Genomic DNA, 15,966 nt, shown 5'->3' on the forward strand with positions numbered 1-15,966 from the left:
CCGTGTACGAGAAGGACGGCGAGAAGTACTTCATAGTCGATGGTCACATGCACTACTGGAACGCGGCGCCGGACAACTGGGTGCCGGGCGCCGAACGGTACGCGAAGGGCTGGATCGAGTGCTTCCACGCGTACCAGGGGCTGGCTCCGGCCGAGACCCACTGGCCGATGGAGAAGTTCCAGAAGTACTCCGAAGAGGACCTGATGAAGGACCTCTTCGAGGACGGGCACGTGGACGTCGCGATCTTCCAGCCGACGTACCTGACGGAGTGGTACAAGGAGGGCTTCAACACCACCGAGCGCAACGCGGCGCTCGGCGAGCGGCACCCCGGGAAGTTCATCGCCAACACCCGCTGGGACCCCCGCGACGGCGACGACGGCCTCAAGACGCTCGCCCACAACGTCGAGCGGTACGGCTCCAAGGGCGTCAAGCTCTACACCGCCGAGTGGCGTGAGGGCTCGCGCGGCTGGACGCTCAAGGACCCGGCCGCCTACCGCTATCTGGAGGCGTGCCAGGAGCTCGGGATCGTCAACATTCACGTGCACAAGGGGCCGACGATCTGGCCGCTGGACAAGGACGCGTTCGACGTCTCCGACATCGACCACGCGGCGACCGACTTCCCCGACCTCAACTTCATCGTCGAGCACGTCGGGCTGCCGCGCATCGAGGACTTCTGCTTCATGGCGACGCAGGAGCCCAACGTGTACGCGGGGCTGTCGGTCGTCATCGGCGGCCTCATGCACGCCCGTCCCAGGTTCTTCGCCAAGGTGATGGGCGAGCTGCTGTTCTGGGTCGGCGAGGACAAGATGACCTTCGGCAGCGACTACGGCATCTGGGAGCCCAAGTGGCAGATCGAGGGCTTCGTCGACTGGGACTACCCGGGCGAGGAGTTCTCCGACTTCCCGCGGGTCACCACCGCGACGAAGAAGAAGATCCTCGGGCTGAACGCGGCCCGGCTCTACGGCATCGAGGTGCCGGCCGAGTGCCGGCTCGACGCGGGGCAGAGCGTCCCGCCGCTCGCGCCGGCATGAGCGCCGTGCTCGACGGGTCGCGGACCCTCACAGCGCGCGTTCTCGCCGCACTGGCGACGGTACGCGACCCGGAGTTGGACGAGCCGATCACCGCGCTCGGCTTCGTCGCGTCGTGCACCGTCTCCGCCCGCGGGCGGGCGGAGGTGCGGCTGCGGCTGCCGACGTACTTCTGCGCGCCCAACTTCGCCTTCCTCATGGTCGCCGACGCCCACGACGCGGTGTCGGCGACGGAGGGCGTGCGCCACGCCGAGGTGATCCTTGAGGACCATTTCGCCGCCGAGGAGATCAACGGCGGGGTGGCCGCGCGGGCCGGGTTCGCGCGGTCCTTCGAGGGCGAGGCCGCCGGGGAGCTCGACGAGCTGCGCGCCGACTTCCTGCGCAGGGCGGTGCTGGCGGGCACGGACCAGGTGTGCCGGTCCCTGCCGGCGGGTGAAGATCCGGCCGGGCTGACGCTCGGTGACGTGCCCGGCTCACGCGAACTCGATCGGCTGCGGCGCCGGCGCGCCGAGCTGGGCCTGCCGTCGGGGGACGACGCCCCGCTGCTGATCGACCCGGCGACGGGCGCGCCGATCGGCCCGGACGCGGTCGTGCCGCACCTGCGCCGGGCGCGCACCACGCGGGTCGCCATCGAGGCCAACACCGGCATCTGCCGCGGCATGCTGCGGCATCGGTATCAGGACAAAGGGGAAGGCGAGGAGGAGCGATGAAGGCCGTCCGGCTGCACGGGTACCACCAGATGCCCGTGGTCGAGGAGGTAGCGGAGCCGACCGTCCAGGGGCCGCTCGACGTCGTCGTACGCGTCGGCGGCGCCGGCGTGTGCCGTACCGACCTGCACATCGTCGAGGGCCAGTGGGCCGAGGCGATGGGCATCGCGCTGCCCTACACGCTCGGCCACGAGAACGCCGGCTGGGTGCACGAGGCCGGCTCCGCCGTCACCAGCGTGCGGGCCGGCGACACGGTGATCCTGCACCCGACGCCCACCTGCGGGCTGTGCCGCGCCTGCCGGATCGGGCAGGACATGCACTGCGCCGACAGCGCCTTCCCCGGCCTGTCCCGCGACGGCGGCATGGCCGCGTTCCTGCTGACCTCGGAGCGGGCCTGCGTCAAGCTCGACCCCCGGACGCGGCCGGAGGACGTCGCCGCGCTGGCCGACGCCGGCATCACCGCCTACCACGCGGTCCGCAAGGCGATCCCGCTGCTCCATCCCGGCACGACGTGCGTCGTCATCGGGGCGGGCGGGCTCGGCCACATCGGCATCCAGTGCCTGGCCGCCCTCACCGCGACGCGGATCGTCGTGGTCGACCGCAACCCCGACGCGCTCAAGCTGGCCGAGCAGCTCGGCGCGCACGCGGGCGTCGTCGCCGACGGGCGGCAGGTGGACGCGGTCAAGGATCTCACCGACGGCCGGGGGGCCGAGGTCGTGCTCGACTTCGTCGCCGAGCAGGGCGCCGAGCAGGACGGGTTCGCGATGACGGCGCGGGCCGGCTCCTACTACGTGATCGGGTACGGCGGCACCGTGCGCATCCCGACGCTCGACATCATCTCGACCGAGCGCAACCTCGTCGGCAACATCGTCGGCACCTACAACGACCTCGCCGAGCTGATGGTGCTGGCCCAGGCGGGCAAGGTCACGCTGCACACCAGGACGTACCCGCTGGAGGCCGCGGTGGACGCCCTGCGGGATCTCGACGCGGGCCGGGTCCGCGGCCGCGCCATCCTCGTCCCGTAGCCGGATAGTCGCGACAGCCCGATTGGAGTATCGATGGCCAAGGAACTGCGTTTCGGCCCGGAAGCGCGCACCCTGCTGCTGAGCGGGGTCGACCAGCTCGCCGAGGCGGTGAAGTCGACGCTCGGGCCCAAGGGCCGCAACGTCATCCTGGAGAAGCTCACCGGCTCGCCGGTCGTCACCAACGACGGCGTGACGATCGCGCGGGAGATCCACCTCAAGGACCAGTTCGAGAACATGGGCGCCCAACTGGTCAAGGAAGCGGCCATCAAGACCAACGACATCGTCGGCGACGGCACGACGACGGCGACCGTCATCGCGCACGCCATCGTCAGGGAGGGCATGACGGCGATCGACGCCGGCGCGAACCCCGTGCTCGTCAAGCGGGGCGTCGACCTGGCCGTCGGCCGGCTGGTCGAGCGGCTCGGCGAGGTCGCCCGGCCGGTGAGCACCGAGCGGGACCTGGCGCGGGTGGCCGCGATCTCGGCCAACGACGACGACACGGTCGGCGCGGTGATCGCCAGGGCGCTGAGCACCGTCGGCGACGGCGGCGTCGTGACCGTCGAGGAGTCGGCGGAGCACGGGATGAGCGTGGAGTTCGTCGAGGGGTTCGAGTTCGACAACGGCTACCTGTCGCCGTACATGGTGACGAGCCCGGCCAGCCTGGAGGCGGTCGTCGCGGAGCCATACCTGCTGCTGTGCAGTGAGAAGATCACGAAGGTGCAGCAGCTCATGCCGCTGCTCGACAAGATCATGCGGGCACCGCGGCCGCTGGTCATCATCGCCGAGGCGGTCGAGGGCACGGCGCTGGGCATGCTGGTGCACAACCACGTCAACGGGATCTTCCAGTGTGTCGCCGTCCGGGCGCCGGGGTTCGGTGACCGGCGGCTGCACAAGCTGGAGGACATCGCCGCGATCACCGGCGGCGCCGTCTACAGCAGGCACTCCGGATTCACCCTGGAGACGATGACCGTCGACCAGCTCGGCACCGCGGCCCAGGTGCGGGTCACCGCGGACAGGACCGCGCTCATCGGCGGCGGCGGCACGGCCGAGGCGGTCGAGTTCCGGCTCACCCAGTTGCGCGCGGAGCTGGGGCGGGCCACCTTCGGCGTGGACGAGGACGTGCTCACCGAGCGGATCGGCGCCCTGTCGGGCAAGGTCGCCGTCATCAAGGTGGGCGCGCCCACCAACGCCGAGCTGAAGGAGCTCCAGCACCGGGTCGAGGACGCGCTGTCGGCCACCCGGGCGGCCATGGCCGAGGGCATCGTGGCCGGTGGCGGCGCCGCGCTGCTGCACGCCGCGAGTGCGCTGGACGACCTGGAGGTCAAGGACGACTACGCCACCGGCGTGGAGATCGTGCGCCGGGCCCTGACCGAGCCCGCGTACCTGATCGCCGCCAACGCCGGGTTCTCCGGCCCCGAGGTGATCGTGAGGACCGCGCGGATGGGCCCCGGCGAGGGGTTCGACGCGCTGCGGGAGCGTTTCGGCGACATGATCGAGATGGGCATCGTCGACCCGCTGCGGGTCGCCCGCTCGGCCCTGGAGAACGGCGCCTCGGTGGCCGGCCTGCTGCTCACGACGAACACGCTGGTCGCCGAGGAGCAGCCGCCGTGGGGCGGCAGCCGGGCGCTCATGACCGAGTTCGGGCCGCTCGACGAGGGCCTCAACCAGCCGTCGCCGGACTCGAGCACGCCGCAGTCGCTCGGGCTCGGGCCGTCGGTGGGGTGAGGGTTCCCCCGTGACCCTCACCTCCCGGCACAACGCTCTGCGCGGGCTGCGCTCACGCGGGCGGGTACGCGGCCCCGTGGCGCTGATGGGGCCCGCGTTCGTGGCGGCGGTGGCGTACATCGACCCGGGGAACTTCGCCACCAACTTCACCGCCGGCGCGAAGTTCGGCTACACCCTGGTCTGGGTGATCGTGGTCGCCAACCTGATGGCCATGCTGGTCCAGTACCTGTCGGCGAAGGCCGGCGTGGCCACCGGGCGCGACCTGCCGGAGCTGTGCCGCGAGCACCTGCCGCGCCCGGTGTCGCGCGGGCTGTGGGTGCAGGCCGAGATCATCGCGATGGCGACGGACCTGGCCGAGTTCGTGGGCGCGGCCGTCGGGCTGAACCTGCTGTTCCGGGTGCCGCTGTTCACGGCCGGGCTGATCACGGCCGTCGTCGCGTTCGCGATCCTGGCCCTGGAGCAGCGCGGCTACCGGCGCTTCGAGCTGGCCATCGCCGGGCTGCTCCTCATCGTGTTCCTCGGCTTCCTCTACGACCTGGTCGTCGTGGGGGCCGACCCGGCCGGCGTCGCCGGCGGGCTGGTCCCGCGCCTCGCGGGCGACGACAGCCTGCTGCTCGTGGCGGGCATCATCGGCGCGACCGTCATGCCGCACGTCGTCTACCTGCACTCGGCGCTGACGAAGGCGCGGGTGGCCTGCCGCGACGACGACGAACGCCGTGAGCTGCTGCGCTTCCAGCGGCTCGACGTGGTGGTCGGGCTCGGCGCGGCCGGGGTGATCAACCTGTCGATGCTGGTGATCGCCGCGTCGCTGTTCAACGGCACCGGCAACGCCGGCGTCGACTCGATCGAGGCCGCGCACGAGGGGCTCGGGCGGCTCGTCGGCGGCGGGGCGGCCCTGGCGTTCGCGGTGGCGCTGCTCGCCTCGGGGCTGTCGTCGTCGAGCGTGGGCACGTACGCGGGCCAGGTGGTCATGCAGGGCTTCATCCGGTTCCGGATCCCGCTGTTCCTGCGGCGGGGGCTCACGATGCTGCCGGCGCTGGTGGTGCTCGGGCTGGGCCTGCCGGCCACCGACAGCCTGGTGGTGTCGCAGGTGGTGCTGTCGTTCGGCATCCCGTTCGCGCTGGTGCCGCTGCTGATGCTGACCCGCCGCGCCGACATCATGGGCTCGTTCGTCAACAACCGGCTCACGAACGCGGCGGCCGGCTGCATCGCCGCCATGATCATCATTCTGAACGTGTACCTGCTCTACGTCACGTTCGTCGCCTGAGTCAGTTGTAGAGGGGGTTCTTGGGGAGCCGGTCCGGGGTGACCAGCAGGCGGACGTGGCCCTCCTTGACGGGCTTGGCGTCCCAGACCTGCCAGTCCCGGCCGACCTCGGTCTCGGGGACCGGCTCGAAGGACAGCGAGCTCATCGTCCCCCCGGGACCGCCGGCCGCGCTCACCTGGACGCGGCTGTAGGTGACGGTCAACGGCCTCCTCGCCGGGCGGCACGTCGTCGATGCGGCGCCAGGCGATGGCGAACGTCTCCGCCACCACGTCCGACGCGTCCTCGGGGCGCTCGCAGCGGCGGATGGCGTAGCCGAGGATCTGTTCGTAGGCCTGGCGGTACACCTCTTCGAAACGGGTGACGCGGTCATCGTCCACGGGCGGTTCCCATGGTCGGCCTCCTGGAGGGCGGGGTCGTCGGTCACCCGTCTATGCCCGGCGGGCGCCGCGCCATTTCAAATCACTCCCCCAGGCGCTGGGCGACCTTCAGGTCCGTGATGAGGATGTTGACCCAGCCGCCCTCGACGGCGGCCCTGATGGCGGACAGCTTGCGCAGGCCGCCCGCCACGCCCACCCGGCGGCCGACGGCGCGGAAGGTGTCCGCGTCGATGCCGACGACCCGCTGGCCGAAGCCCGAGTCGATGAGCCGTCCGGCGGTGTCGAAGAAGTGCAGGCACACGTCGCCGACGGCGCCGAGGGCGCGCAGCTCCTCCTGGTCGGCCTGGCCGACCGCGTTGCCGCTGCTGAGCAGCAGCGGCGAGGGTTCGAGGCTGCCGATGCCGATCAGGACGACGGTGAGATCGTTCCACTGCGCCATGACGTCGCGGATGGCGCTGTCCTGGAGCAGGGCGTCGCGGATGGTGGCGTTGCCGACGACCCCCGGAGACGGGACGAAGATCGGGCGGGCACGGGTGAGATCGGCCAGCCGGCCGACCAGCCGGGTGGCGTGCACCTGGGCCTCGGGGCTGCCGACGCCGCCGACGAGCTGGATGACCCGGTCGGCGACCTGGCTGGTCTTGGGCTGCATGCGCTCGACCGTGGCCAGCAGCGTCTCGCTCCACGAGGAGATGCCGACCACGTCGCCGCCCGCGAACGTGGCGTCGAAGTAGTCGGCGGCGGCCGAGGCGAGGGCGGGCAGGACGTCGTGGGTGGACTCGGGGATGTCCACCACCACGACGTCGCGCAGGCCGTACCGTTGCCTGAGCCTGTCTTCGAGCTCGGTGTGCACGCTCTTGGGCAGGACGACCACGGTCCGCACGATGCCGCGCCTGACCGCCTCGCGCAGCAGCCGTGACACGCGGGGCTGGGAGATGTTCAGCTCGGCGGCGATGGCGGGCTGGCGGATGCCCTGTTCGTGATACATGCGGGCGACCCTGACCAGCAGCCGCAGATGCCCGGTGGACACGTCGCTTTCGAGCCCTAAGCCCGCCACCGTGACACCGCCCTGATATCTATTCCAGCATCGTTGTTCATTCAGTCTACTGGCAGAGGTGGCGGGCCACCCGCAGGTCGGTGATGAGGATGTTGATCCAGCCGCCCTCGATGGCGGCCTTGATCGCGGACAGCTTGCGCAGGCCGCCCGCCACGCCGACCCGCCGGCCGACGGAGCGGAAGGTGGGCGCGTCGATGCCGATGACGCGCTGCTCGAAGCCCGAGTCGATGGGCTTGCCCGCGCCGTCGAAGAAGTGCAGGCACACGTCGCCGACCGCGCCGCGGCCGCGCAGCTCCTCCTGGTCGGCCTGGCCGACCGCGTTGCCGCTGCTCAGCAGCAGCGGCGACGGGTCGAGGCTGCCGATGCCGACCAGCACGACGGTCAGGTCGTTCCACTGCGTCTGTACGTCGATCACGCTGGGGTCCTGCAGCAGCGCGTCGCGGATCGCCGTGGTCGCGACCACGCCGGGAAGGGGCACGAAGACGGGCTTGGCGTAGGTCAGGTTGGCCAGCCGGGCGATCAGCCGGGTGGCGTGCACCTGGGCCTCGGGGCTGCCGACGCCACCGACGAGCTGGATGACCCGGTCGGCGACCTGGGCGTTCTTCTGCGGCATGCGCTCGACCGTGGCCAGCAGCGTCTCGCTCCACGAGGAGATGCCGATCACGTCGCCACCGGTGAAGGTGACGCTGAGGTAGCTGGCCGCGGCCGAGGCGAGCGGCGGGATGACGTCGTCCTGGAACTCCTCGACGTCCACGACCACGGCGTCGCGCAGCCCGTAGCGGCGCTGCAGCTCCTCCTCCAGCTCGGTGTGCACGCCGTCCGGCAGGGTGACCACCGTACGGACCATGCCGCGCGTGACCGCCTCCTTGAGCAGGCGGGACACGCGGGGCTGGGAGATGTTGAGCGCGGCGGCGATCTCGGGTTGGCGCATGTCCTGCTCGTGGTACATGCGGGCCACTCTGGCCAGGAGCCGCAGATGGTCCTTGGTCGTATCGCGCCTCCCGCCCAGGTTAGGGGCCACCGCGCACCACCTTTCATTCGACGCCGAAGCTGATTTTCTATTCACGCTTGGATAACCGATTCAGCTTATTGGGCGCCATGCCAGGGCCGTGACATCCGAGGGGACATCCGGTGGCTATTTCCTGGCGAACACCCCGAACTCGTCGGCGTTGTCGGCCGTGACCAGCTCGCAGTCGATGGACTGCTTCTCCTCTTTTCCGGTCTTGCCGGTCTTGATGAACTGGTCGGCCTGCTCCACGGCGCTGGTGGCGCCGAGCGCGGCGGGCTGCAGGGCGGTGGCGTGCATCTGGCCGGCCTTGACGGCGGCGATCGCGTCGGGGCTGCCGTCGAAGCCGACGACCGTGACCTTGTCCAGCAGGCCCGCGGCCTTCAGCGCCGCGACCGCGCCGAGCGCCATGGTGTCGTTGCCGGCGATGACGCCCTGGATGTCGCGGCTCTTCTGGATGATGGTCTCCATCTTGGTGAACGCCTCCTGCTGGTCCCAGTTGGCGCTCTCCTTGGCGACCTGCTTCATGTCCGGATACTGGGAGATCACGTCCGCGAAGCCCTTGGAGCGCACGCTGGCGTTGGTGTCGGACTCCTTGCCGACCAGCTCGACGTAGTTGCCCTTGCTCTTCATCTTCTCCACGAACGACTGCGCGACGAGCTGGGCGCCCTGGGAGTTGTTGGAGACGATCTGCGCCTTGGCGACGCCGGTGGCGTTGATCTCCCGGTCGATCAGGAAGACCGGGACACCGCCCTCGGTGGCCTTGCGCACCGGGCCGATGGAGGCGTCGGCGCCGGCGTTGTCCAGGATGATCGCCTTTGCCTGGCGGGAGATGGCCGCGTCGATCAGCTCGCTCTGCTTGTTGGGGTCGTCGTCGTGGGAGGCCACGGAGGTCTGGTAGCCGAGCGACTCGGCCTTGGCCTTCGCCGCGTCGGCCTCGGCCTTGAAGAACGGGTTGTCGTGCGACGGGGTGATGATCGCGATCAGGCCACCGGCGGCGGCACTGGTGCCGCCGCTCGCGGAGGCGCTGGTGGCGGGCTGCTCACCACCGCCGCCGCACGCGGTCAGCGCGGTCGAGCCGATGACTAGAGAGAACGCCAGGGTGAGCAGGCGACGGTAGGGGGGCATCTGGTCTCCTTGTGGTTCAGTGGTGCTCTTTGCTGGCGGCGACGGCCGCCGCGGCGGCTCCCCGTCGCTTGAATCGCTGCTGACCCTGGTCGAGCATGACGGCGAGAATGATCACCGCACCCTTGATGAGGATCTGCCAGAACGTCGACACACCCAGGATCACCAGGCCGTCGGCGAGGAAGCCGATGACGAACGCGCCGACCAGGGTGCCGCGCACGGTTCCGCGCCCCCCGCTCAGCGCGGCGCCGCCGATGACGACGGCGGCGATGGCGTTCAGCTCGTACGTCTCCCCCGCCTGCGGGGCGGCCGAGGTCAGTTCCGAGGCGATGATGAGCCCGGCCACGGCGGCGCAGGCGCCGGAGATCACGTACACGATGGTCTTGACCCGCCGGATCGGCACGCCGGACAGGTCGGCGGCCCGCTCGTTGCCGCCGGTGGCGTACAGCCAGCGGCCGAACGGCGACTTGGCCAGCAGCAGCGTGGCCAGCACCGCGAGCGCGATCATGATCCAGATGGACGTGGGCAGGCCGAGTGGCCGGCCGCTGCCGAGCAGGCCGAAGCCGGTGTTGCCGAGTGCCGGGTCGCCGCCCAGGTTGGGGTAGGTGGCGCCGTCGGAGATGAGCATGGCCGCGCCTCTGGCGACGTACAGCATGCCGAGGGTGGCGATGAACGGCGCCACGTTGAAGCGCGTGACCAGCAGCCCGTTGACCGCGCCGACCGCCATGCCGACCGTCACGCACAGGACGATCACCACCCACACGGGCGGATAGGCGATCACACCGCCGACGTGCAGGCCGCCCAGCAGTTCGCCGGCGACCACGCCGGACAGGCCGACGATGGAGCCGACCGACAGGTCGATGCCGCCCTTGAGGATGACCAGCAGCATGCCGAGCGCGATCACGGCGTTGATGGCGACGTGCTTGGTCATCGTGATGAGGTTCGGCACGGTCAGGAAGGAGTCCGAGAGCAGGCCGAAGATCACGATGAGCACCGCGAGCGCGATGAAGGCGCGCAGCTCGAAGGCCACGTTCAGCAGCGACAGGCGGCGCGCCCGGGCGGCCGAGCGCTCGGCCGGGACGGCGGCGGGGGTCTTGGTGGTGGCCGTCATGCCGCACCGTCCTTCGGGGTTCCGCCGTCGGACACGCGCATCAGTTCCTCCCGGGTGAGCTCGCCGCGCCGGAACTCGCCGACGAGGGCGCCGCGGGCGAGCACGAGCAGCCGGTCGGGGATGTGCAGGGCCTCTTCGGCGTCGGATGTGGTGAACAGCACGGCCAGGCCGCGCCGCGCCTGGCCGGCCATCAGTTCGAAGATGTCGGCCTTGGCGCCGACGTCGACGCCGCGGGACGGCTCGTCCAGGAGGAGCACGCGCGGCCCGGTCAGCAGGGCCTTGCCGATGATGACCTTCTGCTGGTTGCCGCCGCTGAGCGAGCCGATGGGCGCCTGGGCGCCGCTGGTCTTGACGGTGACGTCGGTGATGGCGCGGGCGACGGCGGCGCGCTCACGCGGCTCGGAGACGAACAGGCCGCGGACGAACGTGCCCAGCGCGGCCAGCGACAGGTTCTGCCCGACGGACATGGTCTGGACGAGGCCGTCGCGCTGACGGTCCTCGGGCACCAGCACCACGCCCCGCTCGATGCGCGCCCGGATGCCGGGCTCGGCCAGCGGTGTCCCGTCCAGCAGGACCTGCCCGGACACCGGCCGGAGCCGGCCGGCGAGCGCTTCCAGCAACTCGGTGCGGCCCGCGCCCATGAGGCCGTAGACGCCGACGATCTCACCCGCGCGCACGGCGAGCGACAGCCCGTCCACGGCGAGCCGGTCGGGGATGGCCGGGTCGGCGACCCTGAGGTCGCGCACGGTCAGCGCCTCCTCGCCCAGCACGGGTTCACGGTCGGGGAAGAGGGTGTCCTGGTCGCGGCCGACCATCTGCTCGACGATCCAGCGGATGTCCACCTCGCCGGCCCGCGCGGTGGCGACGAGCGCGCCGTCGCGCAGCACCACGACGTCATCGGCGATGTCGAGGGCCTCGTCCAGGTGATGGGAGATGTAGACGACGGCCACGCCCGCGGCGGTCAGCTCCCTGATCACCCGGAACAGCACCTCGACCTCGGGCGCGGTCAGCGCGGAGGTCGGCTCGTCCATGATCAGGACGCGGGCCTCCTGGAGCAGGGCGCGGGCGATCTCCACGAGCTGCTGCTGGCCCAGCCGGAGGTCGCCGACCAGCCCGTCGGGGTCGGCGTGCTCCTCCAGCCGGTCGAGCACGGCCTGCGTGGCCCGGCGCTGCTCCTTGCGGTCGACCGCGCCCAGCCCGGTGCGCACCTCGCGGGCCAGGAACAGGTTGTCCTGGATGCTGAGGTTCGGGCACAGGCTCAGCTCCTGGTGGATGATGGCGATGCCCTGGTCGGCGGCGTGGCGGGAAGACCGCAGCCGCACGGGCCGGCCGTCGAGCTCGACGTCGCCGGTGGTCGGCTGCTCGATCCCGGCCAGGATCTTCATCAGCGTCGACTTGCCGGCGCCGTTCTCCCCGAACAGGGCCGTGACGCGGCCGGGCGCGACCGCGAAGTCCACGCCTTTCAGCGCGTGGGTGCCGCCGTACACCTTGGTGACGTCGCAGGCTCTCAGCACCGGCGCGGTCATGAGATCGCCACCGGGGTGATCGTCACGGTCTGCGGGGTGAGCAGGGTGAACGCGCCCACGAAGGAGACGTCCTTGCCGTCCAGCGCCGCGGCGTCGAGGCTCTTGAGGAGCTTGGCGCGCATCTCGTTGTTCAGGGCGGTGGCCGCGTCGGCGTACTCCACCTGGTTGGTGAACTGGCCGAACGTGATGAACCCTGAGGCGTCGCGCAGTGCGGTGCCGTTGATGGCGGGGCCGATCTGCAGCGAAACCCTGGTGCCGGCCAGGCCCTTGACCGTGACGGGGAGCAGCCCCGACCTGGCCTCTCCGGCCTTGCCGGTTCCCTTGACGGCGAAGGTGTAGGGGCCGGTGCCCTGGCGCTTGCCGTACTTCTCGCCCGCCGCTTCCTTGTCGTCGGTGATGGCCTCGATCAGGGTCGGCAGGTCGACGGCGGCCCGCTCGATGGCGGGCACGACCTTGGCCTGGTAGTTCTGGGCGCCGAAGGCGGCCGGGTCGAACTTCTTCCGCGCCGTGGCCGCCGCGGTCTCCGCCGTCCGGTATTCGGTGCTGACCGCCATGAGCACGATCAGTACGGCGACGGCCGCGGCGGCGATCCAGCGGGCCGGCGGCGCCTTTGTGGTCATGTCCTGCTTCCTTCCTGCGGGGGCCGCCGGGCTCGGCGGACGGCCGCGTGCCAGGCGGCCTTCCTGCGGGCGCGCTCGGCCGCGTCGATGGACGGCTCGAACGTGTCGGCGGGCCGGTGCCGCGCCTCCAGTCGCTCAAGGGTCCAGAGCTTGGCCGCGAGCCCGGCGGCGTCGGCCGCCCCGAGCGCGGACAGGTCGTGCTCACCGGACCGGGCGACGGCCCGGCCGCTGAGGTCGGCCTGGAGCCGCATCAGCGGGGCGCTGCGGGTGAGGCCGCCGTCGGCCATGAGCACGCGTACGTCACCGACGGCCTGATCGACGGCGGCCACCACGTCCTCGACCTGGAAGGCGACCGCCTCCAGGGCGGCGGCGACGAGCTGGCCCCTGCGGGTGCCGAGCGTCAGCCCGGTGATGACCGGGCTCGCGTCCGGGTCCCACCAGGGGGCGCCGAGACCGCCGAAGGCGGGCACGAAGTGCACGTCGCCCGGGTCTGTGGCTTCGGCCAGCAGCACGTCGGCGGGTACGTCGAACAGCTCGGCCAGCCAGCTCACGGTCCGCCCGGTCGCGCGGATGTTGCCCTCGACGGCGTGGACGGGGCCGGCTCCGAGGTCCCAGGCGATGCTGCGGCACAGGCCGGGCGCGTCAGGGGGGCCGCCGATGGCCATCACCGACGAGCCGGTGCCGTACGTGGCCTTGACGACGCCGGGCCGCCAGCCGGCGTGCGCGAACATGGCGGCGTGCGAGTCGCCCATGACGGCCAGCACCGGAACCCCGTCGGGCAGCGGCGCCAGCCCCCTGACCGCGGGGAAGGGCCCGCGGGAGGACACCACCTCGGGCAGCACTTCGGCCGGCACCGCGAACAGGTCGAGCAGGCGAGGGTCCCAGTCGCCCGTCCCGAGGTCGAGGAGCTGGGTGCGGGAGGCGTTCCCGGCCTCGATGACGTGCCGGCCACCGAGCCGGCTGAGCAGCCAGGAGTCGACGGTGCCCAGGCACAGCTCCCCCGCCCGGCTGCGCCGACGGTCCGGGTCGTGGGTGTCGAGCAGCCAGCGGGCCTTGAGCGCGGAGAACATCGGGTCCAGCGGCATACCGCTGACCGACCTGACCAGCTCGGCGGCCCCGGTGGCGGCCAGTTCGTGGCACTGCGCGGTGGTGCGCTGGTCCTGCCAGCTGATCAGCGGCCCGGCCGGTTCGCCGGTGCGGCGCTCCCACAGGACGAGCGACTCGCGCTGGGTGCTGAAGCCGACGCCGGCGACGTGGGCGGCGTGCTCGGGGGCGACGCAGCCGGCGACCGCGCGGCGCACGCTCTGCCACAGCTCTTCCGCCGACTGCTCCACCCAGCCGGGACGCGGCTGCGTCTCCGCGACGGGGACGGCGGCGCGCGCCACGACCCGCCCCCCGGCGTCGACGAGCAGCGCCTTGGTGGAGCCTGTGCCCTGGTCGACGGCCAGGATGAGCGGGCTAGCCATGGCGCAGCAGGTCCTTCACGGCGGCGACGATGCCGTCGGCGGACAGCCCGAAGTGGTCGAGCAGGAAGGCGGTGTCGCCGGTGGGGGCGAACACGCGGGGGATGCCGAGGATGCGCATCGGGACGGGGTGGTGGGTGACGACGGCGGCCGACACGGCCGCGCCCAGGCCGCCGCTGATGGTGGCCTCCTCGGCGGTGACGATCCGGCCGGTCTCGCGGGCCGCCGCGACGATGGCGTCCTCGTCGAGGGGGTCGAGGAAGGGCATGTTGAGCACGCGTACGGAGATGCCCTCGCCGCGCAGCCGGGCCGCCGCCTCCAGGGCGCGGGAGGTCAGCGAGCCGATCGCGATGACGGTGGCGTCGCCGCCGTCCTGGAGGAGCACGGCGCGGCGCGGTTCGAACGGCGCGTCGCCGGGGGTGACGACCGGCACCTTGAAACGCGGGATGCGCAGGTAGGAGGGCCGCTGCGAGGCGGCCGCCCAGCGGACGGCGGCCCGGGTCTGGACCGGGTCGGCCGGGATGATGATGTCGAGGTTCGCGACCGCGCGCATCCAGGACAGGTCCTCGATCGAGTGGTGGGTCGGCCCCAGCTCGCCGTAGGCCATGCCGGGGCTCTGCCCGCAGAGCACCACGTGCGCCTCGCTGTAGGCGACGTCGGCCTTGATCTGCTCCAGGGCGCGGCCGGTCAGGAACGGCGCCGCCGCGCACACGAACGGGATCTTGCCCGCGTTCGCCAGCCCGGCGGCCACGCCCACGAGGTCCTGCTCGGCGATGCCGACGTTGATCAGCCGGTCGGGGAAGCGCTGGCGGAAGCCGACCAGGTTGCTGGAGCCCACGGAGTCGTTGCACACCGCCACGATCCGCTCGTCGGCCTCGGCCAGGGCGAGCAGCTCGGCGGCGAAGTCCTGGCGGCAGTCGAAGACGGCCTGCTGCTCCGGCTCGGTGAGGGTCATCGGGCCAGCTCCGCCAGCGCCGCGTCGACCTGCTCGGGGGTGGGCACCTTGTGGTGCCACTCCACCCTGTCCTCCATGAACGACACGCCCTTCCCCTTGATCGTGTTCGCGATGACGGCGACCGGCCGGCCGGTGCGCGGGCCGTTCATCGCCCGCAGCAGCGCGAGGTGGTCGTGCCCGTCGACCTCGCGCACCTCCCAGCCGAAGCTGCGCCACTTGTCCTCCAGCGCGCCGAGGGCGTTGGTCTCCTCCGTCCTGGCGCCCTGCTGCAGCCGGTTGCGATCGACGATCGCCGTCAGCGACGACAGGCCGTAGTGGGAGGCGGCCATCGCGGCCTCCCAGTTGCTGCCTTCCTGCAGCTCACCGTCCCCCAGGACGACGAAGGTACGCCAGCTCACGCCGTCGATCTTGGCCGCCAGCGCACAGCCGGTGGCCACCGGCAGCCCGTGCCCGAGCGCGCCGGTGTTGGTCTCCACCCCGGGCACCTTGAGCCGGTTGGGATGGCCGTTCAACGCCGACAGCGGTGCCATGAAGGTGTCCAGCTCCGCCGTGGCGAAGAAGCCGCACTGGGCCAGCGTGGAGTAGAGCGCGGCGGCGCAGTGGCCCTTGCTCAGCACGAACCGGTCGCGCCCGGTCCACTGCGGGCGCTCGGGGTCGACGGACAACGCTCCGTAGAAACAGGACACCAGGATGTCGGTCACCGACAGATCGCCGCCGATGTGTCCCATGCCGGCCCGGTCGATGGTCCGGACGATGTTCCGGCGCACGTCGGTGGCCAGCCGGTCCAGCTCCGCCCCGACGGCGTCCTCATCGGCCGCTCGGAGGCGCTCGACCGTCTTGCGGTAGGCGGCCGCCCGCACCGGGTCAGCGGAGAGCATCGGCACCACCCGTGAGCTGAATATCTATTCCATAGCGACTAGGCATACTTGAGACGCTACGACCGCCACCGGATCGATGTCAATGAGGGGACTTCTTGA

Annotated in this window: 15 protein-coding genes and 1 pseudogene; 5 read left to right on the forward strand and 11 right to left on the reverse strand. The window is 71.5% G+C overall.

What is annotated here, in order from left to right; all coding sequences use genetic code 11:
• The first annotated feature begins 2 nt into the window (after positions 1–2).
• The 5 genes from C4V41_RS27375 to C4V41_RS27395 are packed head-to-tail and all read left to right on the forward strand — an operon-like array spanning position 3 to position 5,752.
• Positions 3–1,031: an amidohydrolase family protein gene (locus C4V41_RS27375; RefSeq protein ID WP_103958790.1), complete on the forward strand. Its 1,029-nt coding sequence runs from the start codon at positions 3–5 to the stop codon at positions 1,029–1,031.
• Positions 1,028–1,738: an iron-sulfur cluster assembly protein gene (locus tag C4V41_RS27380; protein WP_103958791.1), complete on the forward strand. Its 711-nt coding sequence runs from the start codon at positions 1,028–1,030 to the stop codon at positions 1,736–1,738. The genes C4V41_RS27375 and C4V41_RS27380 overlap by 4 nt, the downstream gene beginning before the upstream one ends.
• A complete protein-coding gene (locus C4V41_RS27385; RefSeq protein WP_103958792.1) occupies positions 1,735–2,760 on the forward strand; it encodes an NAD(P)-dependent alcohol dehydrogenase in 1,026 nt (341 codons plus the stop codon). Before C4V41_RS27380 ends, C4V41_RS27385 begins: the two co-directional genes overlap by 4 nt.
• Before the next feature lie 33 nt (positions 2,761–2,793).
• Positions 2,794–4,485: a chaperonin GroEL gene (gene groL / locus C4V41_RS27390; RefSeq protein WP_103958793.1), complete on the forward strand. Its 1,692-nt coding sequence runs from the start codon at positions 2,794–2,796 to the stop codon at positions 4,483–4,485.
• Positions 4,486–4,495: 10 nt separating this feature from the next.
• Positions 4,496–5,752, forward strand: a complete 1,257-nt coding sequence (locus C4V41_RS27395) for an Nramp family divalent metal transporter (RefSeq protein WP_235030405.1) — start codon at positions 4,496–4,498, stop codon at positions 5,750–5,752.
• 1 nt (position 5,753) lies between these two features.
• Here C4V41_RS27395 and C4V41_RS64380 read toward each other — a convergent pair whose 3' ends face one another.
• The 11 genes and pseudogenes from C4V41_RS64380 to C4V41_RS27445 form a co-directional block, all read right to left on the reverse strand.
• Positions 5,754–5,954: a hypothetical protein gene (locus C4V41_RS64380; protein ID WP_235030416.1), complete on the reverse strand. Its 201-nt coding sequence runs from the start codon at positions 5,952–5,954 to the stop codon at positions 5,754–5,756.
• Between the two features lie 22 nt (positions 5,955–5,976).
• Positions 5,977–6,129, reverse strand: a pseudogene (locus tag C4V41_RS65395) (sigma factor); the annotation flags it as partial.
• Positions 6,130–6,211: 82 nt separating this feature from the next.
• On the reverse strand, positions 6,212–7,183 hold the full coding sequence (locus C4V41_RS27405) for a sugar-binding transcriptional regulator (RefSeq protein ID WP_235030406.1): 972 nt from the start codon (positions 7,181–7,183) through the stop codon (positions 6,212–6,214).
• A gap of 46 nt (positions 7,184–7,229) precedes the next feature.
• Positions 7,230–8,204 carry a sugar-binding transcriptional regulator gene (locus C4V41_RS27410; protein WP_235030407.1) on the reverse strand — a complete coding sequence of 325 codons (975 nt, stop codon included), beginning with the start codon at positions 8,202–8,204 and terminating at the stop codon, positions 7,230–7,232.
• A 114-nt stretch (positions 8,205–8,318) separates the two neighbouring features.
• The gene (locus C4V41_RS27415) at positions 8,319–9,317 is read right to left on the reverse strand and encodes a D-ribose ABC transporter substrate-binding protein (RefSeq protein WP_103958795.1); all 999 of its coding nucleotides are present in this window, start codon (positions 9,315–9,317) and stop codon (positions 8,319–8,321) included.
• Positions 9,318–9,333: 16 nt separating this feature from the next.
• Positions 9,334–10,425, reverse strand: a complete 1,092-nt coding sequence (locus tag C4V41_RS27420; protein ID WP_103958796.1) for an ABC transporter permease — start codon at positions 10,423–10,425, stop codon at positions 9,334–9,336.
• Complete coding sequence (locus tag C4V41_RS27425; RefSeq protein ID WP_103958797.1) at positions 10,422–11,951, reverse strand: sugar ABC transporter ATP-binding protein; 1,530 nt, start codon at positions 11,949–11,951, stop codon at positions 10,422–10,424. The genes C4V41_RS27420 and C4V41_RS27425 overlap by 4 nt, the downstream gene beginning before the upstream one ends.
• Complete coding sequence (locus C4V41_RS27430; protein WP_103958798.1) at positions 11,948–12,571, reverse strand: DUF2291 family protein; 624 nt, start codon at positions 12,569–12,571, stop codon at positions 11,948–11,950. The genes C4V41_RS27425 and C4V41_RS27430 overlap by 4 nt, the downstream gene beginning before the upstream one ends.
• Positions 12,568–14,037 (reverse strand): FGGY family carbohydrate kinase, encoded by a 1,470-nt coding sequence (locus C4V41_RS27435; protein WP_103958799.1) that lies wholly within the window; start codon positions 14,035–14,037, stop codon positions 12,568–12,570. The genes C4V41_RS27430 and C4V41_RS27435 overlap by 4 nt, the downstream gene beginning before the upstream one ends.
• Positions 14,030–14,989 (reverse strand): transketolase family protein, encoded by a 960-nt coding sequence (locus C4V41_RS27440; RefSeq protein ID WP_103958800.1) that lies wholly within the window; start codon positions 14,987–14,989, stop codon positions 14,030–14,032. The genes C4V41_RS27435 and C4V41_RS27440 overlap by 8 nt, the downstream gene beginning before the upstream one ends.
• Positions 14,986–15,867, reverse strand: a complete 882-nt coding sequence (locus tag C4V41_RS27445) for a transketolase (protein ID WP_103958864.1) — start codon at positions 15,865–15,867, stop codon at positions 14,986–14,988. Before C4V41_RS27445 ends, C4V41_RS27440 begins: the two co-directional genes overlap by 4 nt.
• Positions 15,868–15,966 lie beyond the last annotated feature (99 nt).

It is taken from the genome of Nonomuraea solani (assembly GCF_900108335.1).
GTDB lineage: Bacteria > Actinomycetota > Actinomycetes > Streptosporangiales > Streptosporangiaceae > Nonomuraea > Nonomuraea solani.